The 15,791-nt window shown below is 53.6% G+C and carries 14 protein-coding genes; all 14 read left to right on the forward strand.

From position 1 onward, the window contains the following. Positions 1-27: 27 nt before the first annotated feature. The 14 genes from AC0YOA_RS16475 to pepV all read left to right on the forward strand — a co-directional run bounded on the left by AC0YOA_RS16475 (position 28) and on the right by pepV (position 15,547). Positions 28-909 (forward strand): carbohydrate ABC transporter permease, encoded by an 882-nt coding sequence (locus tag AC0YOA_RS16475; RefSeq protein WP_210044964.1) that lies wholly within the window; start codon positions 28-30, stop codon positions 907-909. A gap of 29 nt (positions 910-938) precedes the next feature. Continuing rightward, on the forward strand, positions 939-1,775 hold the full coding sequence (locus AC0YOA_RS16480) for a carbohydrate ABC transporter permease (protein ID WP_210044963.1): 837 nt from the start codon (positions 939-941) through the stop codon (positions 1,773-1,775). A 75-nt stretch (positions 1,776-1,850) separates the two neighbouring features. Then, on the forward strand, positions 1,851-2,954 hold the full coding sequence (locus AC0YOA_RS16485) for a Gfo/Idh/MocA family protein (protein WP_475787514.1): 1,104 nt from the start codon (positions 1,851-1,853) through the stop codon (positions 2,952-2,954). A gap of 112 nt (positions 2,955-3,066) precedes the next feature. Next, positions 3,067-3,909, forward strand: coding sequence for a phytanoyl-CoA dioxygenase family protein (locus AC0YOA_RS16490; protein WP_475771213.1), 843 nt, complete (start codon positions 3,067-3,069; stop codon positions 3,907-3,909). 111 nt (positions 3,910-4,020) lie between these two features. Next, positions 4,021-4,389, forward strand: a complete 369-nt coding sequence (locus tag AC0YOA_RS16495; protein ID WP_475787515.1) for a hypothetical protein — start codon at positions 4,021-4,023, stop codon at positions 4,387-4,389. Positions 4,390-4,483: 94 nt separating this feature from the next. Next, entirely contained in the window at positions 4,484-5,842 is a 1,359-nt protein-coding gene (locus AC0YOA_RS16500) for an MATE family efflux transporter (RefSeq protein ID WP_475787516.1), read from the forward strand. Positions 5,843-6,215: 373 nt separating this feature from the next. After that, positions 6,216-7,385, forward strand: coding sequence for an ROK family protein (locus AC0YOA_RS16505; protein WP_475787517.1), 1,170 nt, complete (start codon positions 6,216-6,218; stop codon positions 7,383-7,385). Positions 7,386-7,401: 16 nt separating this feature from the next. Continuing rightward, the gene (locus tag AC0YOA_RS16510) at positions 7,402-8,400 is read left to right on the forward strand and encodes an asparaginase (RefSeq protein ID WP_475787518.1); all 999 of its coding nucleotides are present in this window, start codon (positions 7,402-7,404) and stop codon (positions 8,398-8,400) included. 24 nt (positions 8,401-8,424) lie between these two features. Next, positions 8,425-10,083 carry a peptide ABC transporter substrate-binding protein gene (locus AC0YOA_RS16515; protein ID WP_475787519.1) on the forward strand — a complete coding sequence of 553 codons (1,659 nt, stop codon included), beginning with the start codon at positions 8,425-8,427 and terminating at the stop codon, positions 10,081-10,083. 76 nt (positions 10,084-10,159) lie between these two features. Next, positions 10,160-11,095: an ABC transporter permease gene (locus tag AC0YOA_RS16520; RefSeq protein ID WP_475787520.1), complete on the forward strand. Its 936-nt coding sequence runs from the start codon at positions 10,160-10,162 to the stop codon at positions 11,093-11,095. 7 nt (positions 11,096-11,102) lie between these two features. Then, positions 11,103-12,020: an ABC transporter permease gene (locus AC0YOA_RS16525; protein ID WP_210044956.1), complete on the forward strand. Its 918-nt coding sequence runs from the start codon at positions 11,103-11,105 to the stop codon at positions 12,018-12,020. Positions 12,021-12,040: 20 nt separating this feature from the next. Next, positions 12,041-13,051 carry an ABC transporter ATP-binding protein gene (locus AC0YOA_RS16530; RefSeq protein ID WP_210044955.1) on the forward strand — a complete coding sequence of 337 codons (1,011 nt, stop codon included), beginning with the start codon at positions 12,041-12,043 and terminating at the stop codon, positions 13,049-13,051. Next, positions 13,051-14,076 carry an ABC transporter ATP-binding protein gene (locus AC0YOA_RS16535; RefSeq protein WP_475787521.1) on the forward strand — a complete coding sequence of 342 codons (1,026 nt, stop codon included), beginning with the start codon at positions 13,051-13,053 and terminating at the stop codon, positions 14,074-14,076. Before AC0YOA_RS16530 ends, AC0YOA_RS16535 begins: the two co-directional genes overlap by 1 nt. Then, on the forward strand, positions 14,066-15,547 hold the full coding sequence (gene pepV / locus AC0YOA_RS16540) for a dipeptidase PepV (protein ID WP_475787522.1): 1,482 nt from the start codon (positions 14,066-14,068) through the stop codon (positions 15,545-15,547). The genes AC0YOA_RS16535 and pepV overlap by 11 nt, the downstream gene beginning before the upstream one ends. Positions 15,548-15,791 lie beyond the last annotated feature (244 nt).

A 15,791-nucleotide genomic window follows, 5' to 3' on the forward strand; every position in this document is an offset into this window, starting at 1 on the left:
CTAACCAATAGATTGGAATGAGCAACGATGAGAAACTATTTTGGCAACAAATGGGCGATTGCCGCATTTGCCCTGCCGGCGCTGCTGCTCTATTCGCTGGTCGTCTCCTATCCGGTGGCGCAAACCCTGTACCGGAGCTTCTACGACTGGGACGGGATCGGAGAGGGAACCTTCAACGGATTGAGCAACTACGTCGAGCTGTTCAACGATCCTTTGCTTGTCACCTCGCTCCGGAACGGCGGATTGTTCGCCTTGGTGCTGGTTGTCTTTCAGATCGGGCTGGGCACTATCCTGGCCCTGGTCTGCTCCGATATCAAAGTCAAGGGACGGAAGGTGCTGAAGGTCGGCTACTTCATTCCGGTTGTGCTGTCCGTCACAGTGGTCTGTCAGCTGTGGATCGCTATTTATGATCCCACCAATGGATTGGTCAACCGATTGTTCGATATCCTGGGGATTTCGTACCGTCAAAACTGGCTCACCTCGCCATCCGTCTCGATAATCGCGATTGCCTTCGTCAATGCATGGCAGTTCATGGGCTATCAATTCAGCCTACTCTATGCGGGAATCAAGTCGATTCCGGAGCAGTATATGGAGGCTGCGATTATCGACGGCTGTACGAAATGGCAGGCGCACCGCAAAATCACGATTCCGCTGATGGCGGAAACATTCAAATTTTGTCTGATCGTCGCCATTACGGGAGGGATCGGAGCGTTCGTCCAGATGCTTATCATGACAAGCGGAGGGCCGGGAACAACCAATTACACGCTGACGTACATGATTTACCGCTACGCCTTCAGCGAATTCGATTATGGCTATGCCTGTGCGGTATCTGTATTTCTGGTTGCGATCAGCCTGCTTGCCACCGTCATCATCAACCGGTTATTCCAACAAGAACGAATAACCCACTAATTCGGGAGAAGGGGGCTGACGGTAATCTCATGCTTACCAGAATCAGGACCGGACAAACGCTGCTGCAGAGTCTGCTGTGGATTTATTTTCTGATTTCCGTCTATCCGCTCTTTTGGATGGTTTCGTATTCGCTTAAAAATAACGATGAAATCTTTGTTACGAACCCGTTCGGCATACCACTTCATCTACATCTGGAGAACTATGTTAATGCGTGGACGCAGTTTAATGTGCCCCGCTACTTTCTGAACAGTCTGGTCGTCTCGACGGTGAGCACCGCCGGCATTCTGATCCTGTCGGTGATGTTCTCCTACGCGGTGGCCAGGATGGAGTGGAGGCTGCGGGAGAGCGCGCGCATCTATATGCTGATCGGGATGTTCATCCCGCTGCAGGTCATTATGATTCCGCTGGCCATTCTGGTGAAGAATTTTCATCTGGCGAACACGTACGGCGCTCTGATCGTGCCGTATATCGCCTTCGGTCTGCCGTTCTCGTCGCTTATCTTCTACGGCTTCATGCGGAGTATTCCGGTGGAGCTGGAGGAATCGGCGTGTATGGACGGAGCCAGCATTTACAGAACTTTTTTCCGTATTATCGTACCGATCGTAAAGCCGGCAGTCGCGACCATCGCCATCTTTCAATTTCTGGGGGCGTGGAATGAATTCTTGCTGGCGTATATTTTGATTTCCGACGAAGCGATGAAGACGCTGCCGCTAGGGCTGCTTTTCTTCCAGGGACAGTACAGCACCGACTGGGGCGGAATGGGCGCCGTCATGACGATTGCGAGTCTGCCGATGGTTATTGTCTTCTTGTTCTTCAGCGATCAGGTAGAACGGGCGCTGACAGTCGGTTCCGCTGTCAAAGGATAGGATCTGTACCCGGATGAGCCTTGTTTGTGACAGTAGAGAAGAATCGAGAAGAATCGAAAAGGATGTGACGAAAGGATGAGTAGACCACTTGGTATCGGCGTTGTCGGTGCGGGAGCCATTGCGACAAGAATAATGGCACACCTCGGCCTGCCGGATGCGGCGGAGAAAGTCAGGCTTGCCGCCGTATGCGATCCTGTTCCGGAAAGAGCGGCTGCGGCTGCGGCCAAGTTCGGGGTAGCTGCAGGATATGAGAGCTATGAGGAATTGCTGCGGGACCCGAATGTGGATCTGGTAACGATCTGCAGCCCGATCGGCCTTCATTACGAGCAGGGCGTTCAGGCGATCGAGGCAGGCAAGCATGTTCATTTCAATAAAACGATGACGACGACGGTAGTGGAGGCGGACGATCTGATCCGCCGGGCGGCCTCCGGGAATGTGCGGATCGTGGCCTCGCCGGGGATGATGATCAATCCTGCGGCCAGACGCAAGCGCAAGCTCTATCTGGAGGGGGCGCTTGGACAGCTGTCCTGGGCGATTACGGGCACCGCAATGGGAGACGGCTCCTATCATCTGAGCGAAGAGGTCCGCACAGGTGACGACGTGCTCAGCAATGTGAATCCCGGCTGGTATTTCCGCAAGCCGGGCGGCGGACCGATGTATGACGCCACGGTCTATCCCTTGCATGATCTGACGGGGATTGTCGGACCGGCCAAGCGCGTCACCGCCCTGTCGGGTATCGGCATACCGGAGCATTTGTTCGGCGGGGAGCGGATCCTGACGGAGATGGATGACTCTACGATCCTGCTGATTGATTTCGGCAATGCGTTCCACGCCGTTGTGTACGCGACGATTGCCGGCTCCGTTACGGAGTGGACTCCAAATATTTATGGAACCAAGGGGGCGATCATCGGCTCCAAATTCGGCGATACGGATCTGAAGCGCGAGGACGACCGCCTGCCGCATGTATCCGACGCGCACAACGGTCTTCGCGAAGCGCATGTCTATGAGGATATTATGCAGCTTGTCGACTGGATACAGGAGGATATGCCTTCCGTGGCATCCGCCGAGCATGCGCGTCATGTAATCGATATTATCGAATCGGGCTACAGGTCGGCGCAGACCGGGCAGACCCAGGTGCTGACCACGACCTTCGAGCCGCTGCCTCTGTCCGACTTGTAGGATTTGCAGGGTACACCGGACCAATTTTTCAGTTAGCGGCCAGGAGAGCTTATCACGCGGGGCGGAATCCTCCTTACAAACCTCATTTCATTCAAAGGGTGGTAATGAAACGATGAAAATCAGCCAAGCCGAGATTGACAGCGGCCGTCTTTTGCCGGAAACGGTGGAGCTTGCCGTCAATCTGATTGAAGTCAACGGATATGTCATATTCGAACGGGTACTGCACGCCGAGAAGGTGGAGAAGCTCTATACCCGCTACATGGAGATTCTGGAGCCCTATCTGGAGGAGCATGGCGAGGAAGTTTACAATCCTAACAACGGCTTCAATGACGGAACGAACCATATCCGCCTGTATTTGCCCTTCGAGCAGCCCTTCATCGACGAATCCATCATCGCGCATCCGTTCGTTACGGCAGTGCTGGACCGCCTGCTGGGAGAGGACTGCATCCTGCATTATCTGGCGACCAACACGTCGCTGCCGGGCGGACGCAACAGCCAGCCGGTGCATGCCGACACAAGCGCCCATTTCGGTGACCGCTGCGGGGTGAACCTGCCGATCTCCAATCTGGTCGTCAATTTCCCGCTTGTCGATACGGACGAAACGAACGGGCCCATGGAAATCTGGCCAGGCGGCACGCATCTTCATCCGGATTTCCGCTACAGCCGCAGCGCCTACAGTAAAGAGAAGCTCGCCGAGCATATGCATTTCATCAAGGCGCTTATGCCTGCCGGCTCGATCATGATACGCGACGACCGAATGTGGCATCGCGGTACGCCGAACCGCTCGGACCGGCCGCGGCCGAATATCGCGATGATCTATGCGCCGGCGCCGAACGGGAAGCACAGCGGAACGATCCAGATTCCATCGGACACCTACGAGAATCTCCCGGAACGCGCCCGCAAGCTGCTGCGGTTTGAGAAGATCGGCTTCCCGGTCATTGAGCCGTTCCATTAGGCGCTGGCGGGATTACATTTGCAAAACTATAGTAAGAGGCTGCTATTGAAGCGGGAAAATACCTGCTTCATGAGCGGCCTCTTTTTCCTATGAGCCTGCTGACTGGAAAAGATGCACGAACATGGTCGATTAATCCAGCTTGCCGAAGATCCTGGTGATCTTGGCGACCGCATAATCCAGATCCATCAGATCCTCCTCGTCAAGTCCGCTGATCCGCTCGCTCCACTCGCAATGGACATTCAGCCAGCGCTCTTCCGCAATAGCAGCTGCTTTGGAATCGTTAATGTGGATAATGAAGTTTATCTGGAATACGCAGAATATCTGAAGGAAGCGAACAATCTCCGGCTCGATGAATGTTTAGGAAGGTTAAGCAAGAAAGCGTGCCTGTCCATCGTTTCCTCCGGATGCAATGCGGCAAGATTGGGCTCCATCATGGCTGCGCATTCCCTCCCTTTTTGTGCTGATGACTTTGCCCATTAATATACACAAATTCTCATCACTATTTCAGCCGGAATTGTGATACGATAGCGATTGCTGAAATGAATGACTCCTTAGGAAAGAACCAGGTGATGATATGGAATCCGGTATGAAGCTGTTCAAGCTGACATGGCCGATATTTTTGGAATTATTTTTGTTTATGCTGATGGGTACGGCCGATACGTTAATGCTGAGCGGCGTCTCCGACGATGCGGTGTCGGCGGTCGGGGTCGTGAACCAATATATGTTTATCTGCATTCTGATCATGGAAGTGATCGGCAACGGAGCTTCCATTGTTGTGGCTCAATATATCGGTGCGCGCAGAATGGCGGAGGCTTCCAAAATCGCGGGATTGTCCATTACGCTGAATCTGTTAGTGGGGCTTGCGGTCAGTTCTTGCCTGTTTTTGTTTGGTCCGACGATATTGGGTGAGATGAATTTGCACGGGCAGGTGCTTGTCCATGCCAAGACCTATATGAGCATTGTCGGCGGATTTCTTTTTGTGCAGGCGCTCATCAACGCGTTCTCCAGTGTGATCCGGACGTATGGATTCACCAAGGAATCCATGGTGGTCTCGCTAGGCATGAATGTCCTGCATATCGTATTCAATTATGCGCTCATATTCGGCCACTTTGGTTTTCCGGAGATGGGTGTCGCCGGCGCGGCGGTATCCACGGTGGCCAGCAGGGCCTGCGCGCTCGTTGTGTTTATCTGGATGCTGTACCGGGTGATGGAGGTCAGAATCGCTTTTCGCTACTATCTGACGTTCTCCAGGGAATATATCCGCAAAATGCTCAAGGTGGGCATTCCGGCGGCGGTGGAGCAGATTACCTACCACTGCTGCCAGATGGTGTTTCTCTATTATGTTACCTTCCTGGGCTCTAATGCTTTGGCCTCCAGGCAGTATGCGATGTCGATTTCGCAGTATGTGTTCCTGTTCAGTATCGCGATCGGGATGGGTACCTCCATCGTAGTCGGCCGTCTTATCGGAGCCGGACGCCAGGAGGATGCGTACCGCAGAGTTCTAAGCAGCCTGAAATGGAGTGTGGCGATTACGCTGCTGGTGGATGTGGCCGTCATTATTTTCCGCGTTCCCATCGTGGGACTGTTCACCGATAACCATCAAATTATCCTGCTGGCTTCGCAGGTCATCATCTTCAGCATGGTGCTGGAAAGCGGGCGGTCCTTCAACCTGGTTCTCGTCAACTCGCTGCGGGCTGCGGGCGATGCCAAGTTCACCGTATATATGGGTTTCCTGTCCATGGTCTGCATGAGCCTGCCGCTTGGCTATCTGCTGGTGTTCAAGCTGGATATGGGTCTGCCCGGCGTATGGCTCGCCATTGCGGCTGATGAATGGATCCGCGGCATCATTATGTGGTTCAGATGGAGAAGCAGAGCCTGGGAGAAACAGGCGCTGGTGGAGCCGGCGGAACAGCCGGCGGCGCTTCAGTCGTAGTCCAGCCCGGGGCTCTGGCACACGCGGCAATCGTAATCGGCGGAGGAACCGGCAGCCTGTGAGGCGGCCGGTTTTTGCTTTTTCCTACGATTATCGTTCGATGCGGTTAGACGTTCCGGAGAGAAAGTGTCATATAAACTAACGCTAGATTAAAAAATATATAACATAAATATTACATACCAAAGAAAAGGAATTGACGAATGGAAATAGGGCTGTTACTATTGCATTATTAACATGATGTTATTAATTATTAGCGAACATGCTCTGTGATTGTCCAACAGGGGGGCAAAAAATCGGTTTATTGTGGAAATTTATTTTTTTTCGGCCTAATTAATAACACCGTGTTATTAAATGGATGGAGGTTGTTTTGGGAGTGGATATAAAGCAAATGGTGAAGCAGGACCAAGAGGTAATCAAGCTGCATAACAAGCAATTGGTACTCGAGGTCATCCGCAAACACCGGCCTATCTCCCGCGCAGAGATATCCAAGGCAACAAAAATGAGCGCCACTTCAATCGGTCGTATCGTGAACGAGCTAAGCGGGGAAGGTCTGGTTAAAGAGACGTCACTCACCTCCACCGGCGTAGGGCGCAAAGCGATCAAGCTGGACATTGAACCGGGCGGAAGATATTCCATTGGTGTGGATATCCAGAAGAAGCGTATCCTGATCGGCGTTATGGACTTCAGCGAGAAGCTCGTATTGACGGAGCAGGTCGTCCATACCGCCGAGGAGGCTGCGCCGGAAGCAACGGTTGCGCTTATCGCACAGACCGTCCGGCAGTGTCTGGAGGATCGGGGAATAGAGCGCTCCAAGGTTGCCGGCATCGGGGTCGGGACACCCGGGGTGATCGATCATGCCGGAGGCATTGTCCTGTTGTCCGCGACATTGGGATGGAGGAACATTCCCTTGTCGGCGATGCTTTTTGAAGCAACCGGCTTCAATACCGTGATCGACAACGATTTGAAGGTGAAGATTCTAGGGGAGTACTTGTTCGGCTCAACCAAAGGCCTGGATAAGACCGTGCTGATTAATGTCGGTACCGGGATCGGGGCTTCCCTGATTATTAACGGAGAGATCTTCCGCGGGGGTTCCAACAGCGCCGGGGAGCTGGGCCATACAACCCTGGATCCGAACGGCAACTTGTGCTCATGCGGCAAAAGGGGCTGTCTGCAAACCTACATCGAGGAATCCGCTCTGCTCGCCGAAGCCCGCAGAATCAAGCCGATCGAGGATATTATGCAGCTGTTTGAAGCCGCGAGGGCCCAGGAGACGTGGGCAATGGAAATTATGCACCGCACATCGCTTTACATCGGGATCACGATCAATAATATTGTCTGCCTGTACAACCCCGACACGGTCATTATCAGCGGAGACCTGGTGGAGAATTACGGAGAAATTCTGGAGCTGATTCAGGAACAGTGCAGGACCGTGATTTGGGAGCAGTTCAGGGACTCGCTGAAGGTGATCGCTTCCGAGCTTGCGGGGCAGGCGATCGTGATGGGAGCCGGCGCACTCGCTTTACAGTTAGACAAACAACCTTAAAGAAAGTGTGAGAAAAATGAAATTGAGCGCTTTGGTCGAGCAGTACCGCGGCAGCGTACTGGAAAATGTTCATATGGGTGTTCTTTGCGGCGTGAATGAATTTGGTGAGGTCCTGTACGAGGTCGGCAACGCGGACCATCCGGCATTTCTCCGTTCTTCCGCCAAACCGTTCCAGGCCATTCCCGTTATGCAGGGCAAGGTTGTCGAGACATTCGGATTGGCCGGGGAAGAGGCGGCGCTCTTCGCAGCCTCGCAAAGAGGCGAGAAATACCAGATAAGCGCGCTGGAGTCCATTCTCCGGAAAACGGGCATATCGGAATCGCAATTGATTACCCACCCCACGATTCCCCTGAACGACGAGCCGAAGCTCGATTACCTGATGAAGGGCCTGCCTCCAAGGCGCATCTGCCACAATTGTTCCGGCAAACATTTGGGCATACTTGCCTTATGCAAGGTGATGGGATATCCGACCGAAAATTACGGTGACATCCAGCATCCCGTGCAGCAGCGCATTTTGAAGGTTTTGTCCGAATTATCGGGATGTCCGGTTGAAGATATTCATATCGCTGTCGACGGATGCGGCTTTCCCGTATTCGCCTTGCCTCTGAAATTCAGCGCAAGCGCCTATCTGAAGCTTGCCTGTCCGGATCTGATTGCCGATGAATCGGTCCGCGAGGCGGCTATTCAAATTACGGGTTATATGAACGCCCACCCGGATATGGTCGCAAGTCACGGTTTCATCTGTTCCGAATTGCTGCGGGATCCCAATATTGTAGCGAAAGGCGGAGCGAAGGGCTTCTATGCCTTTGGTCTCAAAAAAGAGCGGATCGCTTTCGCGCTCAAGGTCATTGACGGCTCGGAGAACCCTTGGCCGATCATTGTCGCTTCAATTCTGGAGCAAATCGGATACTCGAATAAAGAGACGATTCGCCGCATGTATAAACTAACCCCTATAGAAATCCGCAATGATAACGGCATTATAGTCGGCGAGAACAAAGCAGCCTTCCGGCTGTAAAAAAAACATCATGAGGTGAACGGAATGAAGAAGAACAAATGGTTAGCTTCGCTCAGCTTTGTCTTGATTCTTACGGTCGTTCTGACAGGCTGCAATTTCTCGGGAGGCAATACGAATTCGCCGTCCACAGGAACGGATACGAATGATACGAACGCTGCGCCGCCTGCCGCGGCTCAAACCTTGAATTTGTATGTCGAGAACGAGATGAAGGATTTGAACCAGCTGTCCGCTTCCGACGATATTTCCTGGACGATTCTGAACAATGTCGGAGAAGGCCTGTACCGTCTGGATAAAGATAATAATCCGGTAGAGGCGCTGGCTCAAGGAGTCAGCATCTCGGATGACAAGCTGACTTACACGTTCACGCTCCGGGACGGTCTCAAATGGAGCAACGGCACGCCGATTACGGCGGCTGACTTCAAATATGCATGGCTGGCTGAAATGAACGCCGAAACCTCCAAGAACGGTTATGCTTTTATCATGACCGATTACATCACCGGCGGCGAAGAATACGCAAGCGGCAAGGGCAGCGCCGATCAAGTGGGCATTCAGGCCAAAGATGACAAAACCCTGGTCGTTCAGCTGAAAAAACCGACTCCTTATTTCCTTCGCTTGACGGCGATGTCGGTCTTCTTCCCGCTGAATGAAGAATTCGTGAAGTCCAAAGGAGCAGGCTACGGATTGGATCCGCAAAGCGTGCTGTATCAAGGACCGTTCGTTCTGACGAAATTCGATCCGGCTTCCGGAGCGACCCTTGAGAAAAACAAAGATTATTGGGATGCGGCAAATGTCCATCTGGATAGTGTAAATGTCCGCGTGATTAAAGAACAAAGCACTGCGCTGAACGCATACAAAGCCGGAGATCTGGACCGTGTCCTGCTCAGCGCTACCGATGTGGACAGCAATAAGGATAATGCGGAGTTCTCCCAATTGATTAATTTCCGGACGACCTATCTGCAGTTCAACCTGAAGGCGGACGGCGTGTCCAATGTGAATATCCGCAAAGCGCTGGAGCTTGCTTACGATACGAGCTCGCTGGCTGATAATGTCCTGAAGAACGGCGCTAAAGGCGCAGTCGGCATGGTTCCAGAGATGATGAGCGGCGATGGCGAGAAGACCTTCCGCGAGCTTCAAGGCGATCTGTTCAAGGTGGATGCCGCGCAAGCGAAAACCTACTGGGAGCAAGGCGTGAAGGAATTGGGTAAAACGCCGAAGCTTACGCTGCTCGTAGCGGATGATTCGGAGACCAGAGACGTCGCTACGTTCCTGCAAAGCGAGTTCAAAACGAACCTCGGCATCGATGTTGCCATCGATACCAAAACCGTAAAAGCGCGCAATGAGCTGATGGACAACAGCAATTATCAATTCGGGATCACCGCCTGGGGCGCCGATTACGATGATGCTATGACTTACCTGGATCTGTGGAGCAATCATTCACCGTACCGCGGCAACTACGAGAGCAAGCAGTATGACGGGTTGATTGCCTCCGCCAAAAGTGAAACGGATGATAAAAAACGTACCGATCTTCTGCTTCAAGCCGAGAAGCTACTGGTTCAAACCGATGTGGTTACGGCTCCGATCTATCACAGAGGGGTAGCGCAGTTGATTAAACCCAATGTGGAAGGTTTGATTTACCACCCATATGCCAACCCGGTTGAATTCAAATATGTAACGAAAAAATAAGGATTGCGCAAAGGATTATGAGGGAAGGGGAGGAGATTCTCTCCTTCCCCATTATTCGGTGCAAAGGGGTGAACAAATGAAGCGGTATCTCGTTGTCAGGATTATTTATTTGATTCTGACTTTATTTATCATTCTGACGGCTACCTTCTTCCTCATGAAGCAGCTGCCGGGAACGCCGTTCGATGAGGAGAAGCTGGCCAAGCTTCCTGTCGAGCAGCGTGAGATCATTTACGAGCGGTATGGCCTGAATGATCCGGTCATGGTGCAGTATGTGAAATATGTGGGCAATGTCGCCAAAGGCGATCTGGGCACCTCTTTCTTCTATACGGGGCAGCCGGTCAAAGACATTATTTTCAACCGCATCGGCCCGTCCGCGTTAATTGGACTGCAGGCGATTGTACTGGGGCTTGCGCTGGGTCTGATACTCGGGATGATTGCAGCCTATCGCCATAATACGATGTGGGATTACTTCACGACCGTTGTCGCTGTGCTTGGGGTATCGGTTCCCAACTTCGTGCTCGCTGCGCTGCTTCAATATTATGCAGGTCTCAAATGGGGGCTGTTTCCCGTCGCCTTCTGGGAAAGCTATTCAAGCTCCGTGCTCCCTTCGCTCGCCCTGTCCGTCGGGGTCATCGCGGTCATTGCCCGGTTCGTCCGGACAGAGATGATCGAGGTGCTGCAGCAGGATTATATTACGACAGCCCGGGCCAAAGGGCTTGGCCGGATGACGGTGCTGTTCCGCCACGCGATGCGCAATTCGCTTATTCCCGTTATTACCGTTCTGGGACCGATCGTCGTCGGTTTATTGACCGGCTCCCTCGTCATTGAGAACATCTTCGGAATTCCCGGCATCGGCAGCTTGTTTGTCGATTCCATCAAGATGAACGACTATTCGACGATTATGGGAATTACCATTTTTTATAGCGCCTTTTATGTACTTGTTATGCTGATTGTAGACGTGCTCTACAGTCTGATCGATCCGCGCATCCGTCTTGCGGGAGGAAAGGAGTGAGTGAAGCTTGCAGCACAATATAGACAGCTTGTTTGTTCCCGCCAAGGCGAAGGCGGAGGATCAGGAGAAGATTTCCCGCCCGCCTTTATCGGCCTTCCAGGACAGCTGGATACGCCTGAAGCAGAACAAAGCAGCCATGATCAGCCTGTTCATTCTTGCCATACTGGTCATTCTGGCGATTATTGGACCATGGTTGACCTCTTACAGCTATTTTGCGACGGACTACTCCGTTGCCTTCCAGAAGCCCAATGCCGAGCACTGGTTCGGCACGGATAAATTCGGCCGCGATCAATGGGCAAGAGTCTGGTACGGAACCCGGATATCGCTGCTTATCGCCGTACTCGCAGCCGCGCTGGATTTGATTGTAGGTGTGGCCTACGGCGCCATCTCCGCTATTGCCGGCGGCAAAGTAGACAACGTCATGCAGCGTATCGTTGAAATTCTTATTGGCGTTCCAAGCCTGATCATCATTATTTTGCTGCTCATGATCATGAAAGCGGATATATTTACCATTATGATTGCGATGTCCATTACAGGCTGGGTGAACATGGCCCGTCTGGTGCGCGCGCAGGTGCTGAAGCTGAAGTCGCAGGAATTCGTGCTGGCTGCAAGAACGCTTGGCACATCGGGGACGCGGATCGTGTTCAAGCACATGATTCCCAACACGATCGGGATCGTTGTCATCAATACGATGTTCACCATCCCGACCGCGATTTTCACGGAGGCGTTCCTGAGCTTCATTGGACTTGGGCTTCAGGCGCCGAAAGCATCGCTTGGCGTCCTCATTCAAGACGGCTTCCAAATGATTAACTCGCACTATTATTTGCTGATGATGCCGGTCGTTGTTATTGTGGCGTTGATGGTAACATTTAATATTCTCGGAGACGGCCTGCGCGATGCGCTTGATCCACGAATGAGAAAATAAAGGCGGAGAGGAGGAATACCATGGGTGCATTGCTGCAGGTTAAAGATTTGGAAGTCAGCTTCTATACCTATATCGGTGAAGTTCATGCGGTCAGGGGAGTCGACTTCTCTCTGGAGAAGGGTGAAACGCTGGCAATTGTCGGTGAGTCCGGTTCGGGCAAATCGGTGACCTCGAAAAGCATCATGGGGCTGCTGGCCCGCTCCGCCCGCATCAAGCAGGGGGAAATCCGGTTCGAAGACAAGGATTTGGCTTCCCTGCCGGAGAGACAAATGCAGGAGATCCGCGGTTCGGAGATCTCGATGATCTTCCAGGACCCGATGACTTCGCTCAATCCGACGCTAACCATCGGCAAACAGATCCTGGAAGTGATTCAGAAGCACCGGAAGCTCGGCAAGAGCGATGCGGTCCAAAGAGTCATGGAGCTGCTTGCCCTGGTCGGGATTCCGAATCCGGATAAGCGGATGAAGCAGTACCCGCATCAACTGTCCGGCGGGATGAGACAGCGCGTCGTGATCGCCATGGCGCTTGCCTGCGATCCGAAGGTGCTGATCGCAGATGAGCCGACCACGGCGCTTGACGTTACGATTCAGGCCCAGATTCTGGATTTGATGCGCAGGCTCCAGAGGGAGACGGGAACTTCGATCATTCTGATTACGCATGATCTGGGTGTCGTCGCGAATATGGCGGATCGGGTCGCGATCATGTATGGGGGAAAGATTGTCGAGACCGGAACGGTAGACGAAGTGTTCTACGAGTCCCGTCATCCTTATACATGGGGGCTTCTGGCATCCATGCCCAAGCTCCATGAGAAATCGGACGAGCTGATATCTATCCCGGGTACGCCTCCGGATATGATGCATCCGCCTGTGGGATGCCCGTTCGCCGCGCGCTGCGCACATGCGATGGAAGTTTGCTTTGCCCATATGCCGGAGCAGACGGAGCACTCCCCCACGCACCGGGCGGCATGCTGGCTGCAGGACCCGCGCGCGCCGAAGGTTGCCCGTCCGGCAAGTGCAGGAGGTGAGCAATAATGCCGAAGGATAAAAAAGTTCTGGTTGAAGTGGATCATTTGAAAAAATATTTTCACGTAGGCGGCGGACAGACACTGAAGGCGGTTGAAGACGTCACATTTGACATATACAAGGGGGAGACCCTAGGACTGGTCGGTGAATCAGGCTGCGGGAAGTCCACGCTTGGACGGACGCTGATCCGCCTGTATGAAGCGACGGGAGGCTCCGTCAAGTTCGCGGGGGAGCCGGTCCACGGCAAGAAATCGAAGGCTGAATTGAAGAAGCTGAGCCGCAGCGTCCAGATGATTTTCCAGGATCCCTATGCGTCCCTGAATCCGAGGATGTCGGTAGAGGATCTGATAGCCGAAGGCATGGATGCGCACGGATTGGCGAAGAACCGCACGGAGCGTCATAATAGGGTCATCGAGCTGCTGGAGCTGGTCGGACTGAACAAGGATCATGCCAAACGCTTCCCGCACGAGTTCTCGGGCGGACAGCGGCAGCGGATCGGCATTGCCCGCGCGCTTGCGGTAGATCCGGAGTTTATTATAGCGGATGAGCCCATCTCGGCGCTGGATGTGTCCATCCAGGCGCAGGTCGTGAACCTGCTGCGCAAGCTGCAGCGCGAGCTGGGTCTGACTTATTTGTTCATCGCGCATGACCTGTCGATGGTCAAGCATATCAGCGATCGCATCGGCGTTATGTATCTGGGCAATATGGTGGAGCTGGCGGACAGCGATGAAATATTCGAAGAGCCGCTGCATCCTTATACACGGGCGCTATTGTCCGCGATTCCCGTGCCCGACCCTCATCTGGAACGAAGCCGTGAAGAGCGGGTTCTGCTGCAGGGTGATTTGCCAAGCCCCATCGATCCGCCGAGCGGGTGCCGGTTCCGCACGAGATGTCCGTTCGCTACGGAAGAGTGCGCGAAGACGGTGCCGCAGTGGCGGGAGGCGCGTCCGAACCATTGGGTAGCCTGCCATCTGTATGGAGATGGAGAGATGGCACAGAACCGCCTGAAGCAGGAGGCAAGCGATGGACAATAATTCCGGCATCGATTGGTTGGATGAAGTGATGAGGAGCAAAGATCGGCTGCTGGCCGATCTTGTTGCTTTATTGCGCTACGAAAGCGTGAAGGATCCGGGTTCGAGCGCTGTGGGACAGCCCATGGGGAAAGGGATCTCCGAGGCGCTGCAGTTTATGCTGGATTTATCCGCAAGGGAAGGATTCCACGTCCGCAATCTGGAAGGCTACGCCGGTTATGCGGAGTACGGGCCTTCCGCTCCCGGAGCTAAGGAATATATTGCCTTGCTGAGCCATCTTGATGTTGTTCCGGCGACGGGTGCATGGTTAACTCCTCCCTTCGAGCCGTCCATCCGGGACGGCCGGATTTTCGCCAGAGGCGCAATTGATGATAAGGGGCCGGCGATGGCCGCTTTCTACGCGCTTGTCATTGTAAAGCGTCTGGGATTGCCGCTGAAGCATAATGTCCGTCTGATTTTCGGAACGGACGAGGAGCATGCCAGCTCCTGCATGCAGCGTTATCGGGAGCTGGAACCGCCGCCGCTGTGCGGATTTACGCCGGACGCCGAATTCCCGATCGTCAATGCGGAGAAGGGGCAGATCAACACCAGGCTGATTTTGCAGAGATCGGAACGCACGCCGGGTGCAGGTGAGCATTCAGAGCCGGAGGCAGGGATGTTCGAGCTGGTACGTTTCGATGCCGGCGGCATCGCCAATATGGTGCCAGAAGCTGCCCAAGCCACCGTGCGGGGGCAGAGACAAGAATTGGCAGCGATGGCGGCAGCTTATGAGGTTTACTGCGCCAATGAGGGGCTGACCGGCAGAACTGAAAGCAGCGGTGGGGAGATGGTTTTCTCGATGGCCGGGAAATCCGCTCACGGCATGGAGCCTCAGAAGGGCGTCAATGCGGGCCTTGAGCTGCTGCATTTTCTGCGGGGATACCGTTATCAGCCGGATGCGGAGTCGTTCGTCGCCTGTGTGGACGATTCGATGTACCACGACAGCTTCGGGCGTAAATTCGGAGTGGAGATGCAGGATGCAATCACGGGCTCTCTCACCATTAATACGGGTATTCTGACATTTGATCCGGAGGGCGAATCCTTCTTTCATCTGAATTTGCGTTATCCCGCTTGTGGAGAAGATAATTGGATTCTTCGGCAAATCGCGGAAAAGGCAGGCCGCTACGGGTTTATTGTCGATCAGCCAATTCTGAAGAAACCGCATGCGGTACCGGCTGATCATCCCATGATCCCGATTTTGCAGCGGGTATATCAGGAAGCTTCCGGTCTGGAGCCGGAGCTGCTATCCACCGGGGGCGGAACCTATGGCTCCCAGATTCCGAACGGCGTCGCCTTCGGCCCGCTGTTTCCCGGAAGAGCCTACATGGCGCATCAGCCGGACGAGTATATGGAGATTGAGGATTTGCTGCGGGCGACAGCCATTTATGCCCGGGCGATTTATGAATTGGCCAATATGGACGAAATCGGCGGCTGAACGGGAATAAACGAACGCATCGGAGAAGCGCCGCGGCGCAGTCCAATCAAGATCGGCAAGCGGAGATGCCTCGACGCGTGAGGAAAAGACGGGAAGATATCTGAACATGATATCTTCCCGTCTTTTTTTGTTGTCATATGTCCAATCATAAGTTGAGGAGAAAATCTTGATATTCTTTTAATTGCAGAGGATGGCGAGCTAATCGCTGTCCTCTCTTTTTATGCCCTGTATCCGCTGTGAAGCC

Source organism: Paenibacillus sp. JT22N12 (assembly GCF_056269365.1).

Excerpts from the sequence above, each read along its gene's own strand:
- AC0YOA_RS16475 (WP_210044964.1), top strand. The coding sequence starts at position 28 with ATGAGAAACTATTTTGGCAACAAATGGGCGATTGCCGCATTTGCCCTG.
- AC0YOA_RS16480 (WP_210044963.1), top strand. The coding sequence starts at position 939 with ATGCTTACCAGAATCAGGACCGGACAAACGCTGCTGCAGAGTCTGCTG.
- AC0YOA_RS16485 (WP_475787514.1), top strand. The coding sequence starts at position 1,851 with ATGAGTAGACCACTTGGTATCGGCGTTGTCGGTGCGGGAGCCATTGCG.
- AC0YOA_RS16490 (WP_475771213.1), top strand. The coding sequence starts at position 3,067 with ATGAAAATCAGCCAAGCCGAGATTGACAGCGGCCGTCTTTTGCCGGAA.
- AC0YOA_RS16495 (WP_475787515.1), top strand. The coding sequence starts at position 4,021 with ATGCACGAACATGGTCGATTAATCCAGCTTGCCGAAGATCCTGGTGAT.
- AC0YOA_RS16500 (WP_475787516.1), top strand. The coding sequence starts at position 4,484 with ATGGAATCCGGTATGAAGCTGTTCAAGCTGACATGGCCGATATTTTTG.
- AC0YOA_RS16510 (WP_475787518.1), top strand. The coding sequence starts at position 7,402 with ATGAAATTGAGCGCTTTGGTCGAGCAGTACCGCGGCAGCGTACTGGAA.
- AC0YOA_RS16515 (WP_475787519.1), top strand. The coding sequence starts at position 8,425 with ATGAAGAAGAACAAATGGTTAGCTTCGCTCAGCTTTGTCTTGATTCTT.
- AC0YOA_RS16520 (WP_475787520.1), top strand. The coding sequence starts at position 10,160 with ATGAAGCGGTATCTCGTTGTCAGGATTATTTATTTGATTCTGACTTTA.
- AC0YOA_RS16530 (WP_210044955.1), top strand. The coding sequence starts at position 12,041 with ATGGGTGCATTGCTGCAGGTTAAAGATTTGGAAGTCAGCTTCTATACC.
- AC0YOA_RS16535 (WP_475787521.1), top strand. The coding sequence starts at position 13,051 with ATGCCGAAGGATAAAAAAGTTCTGGTTGAAGTGGATCATTTGAAAAAA.
- pepV (WP_475787522.1), top strand. The coding sequence starts at position 14,066 with ATGGACAATAATTCCGGCATCGATTGGTTGGATGAAGTGATGAGGAGC.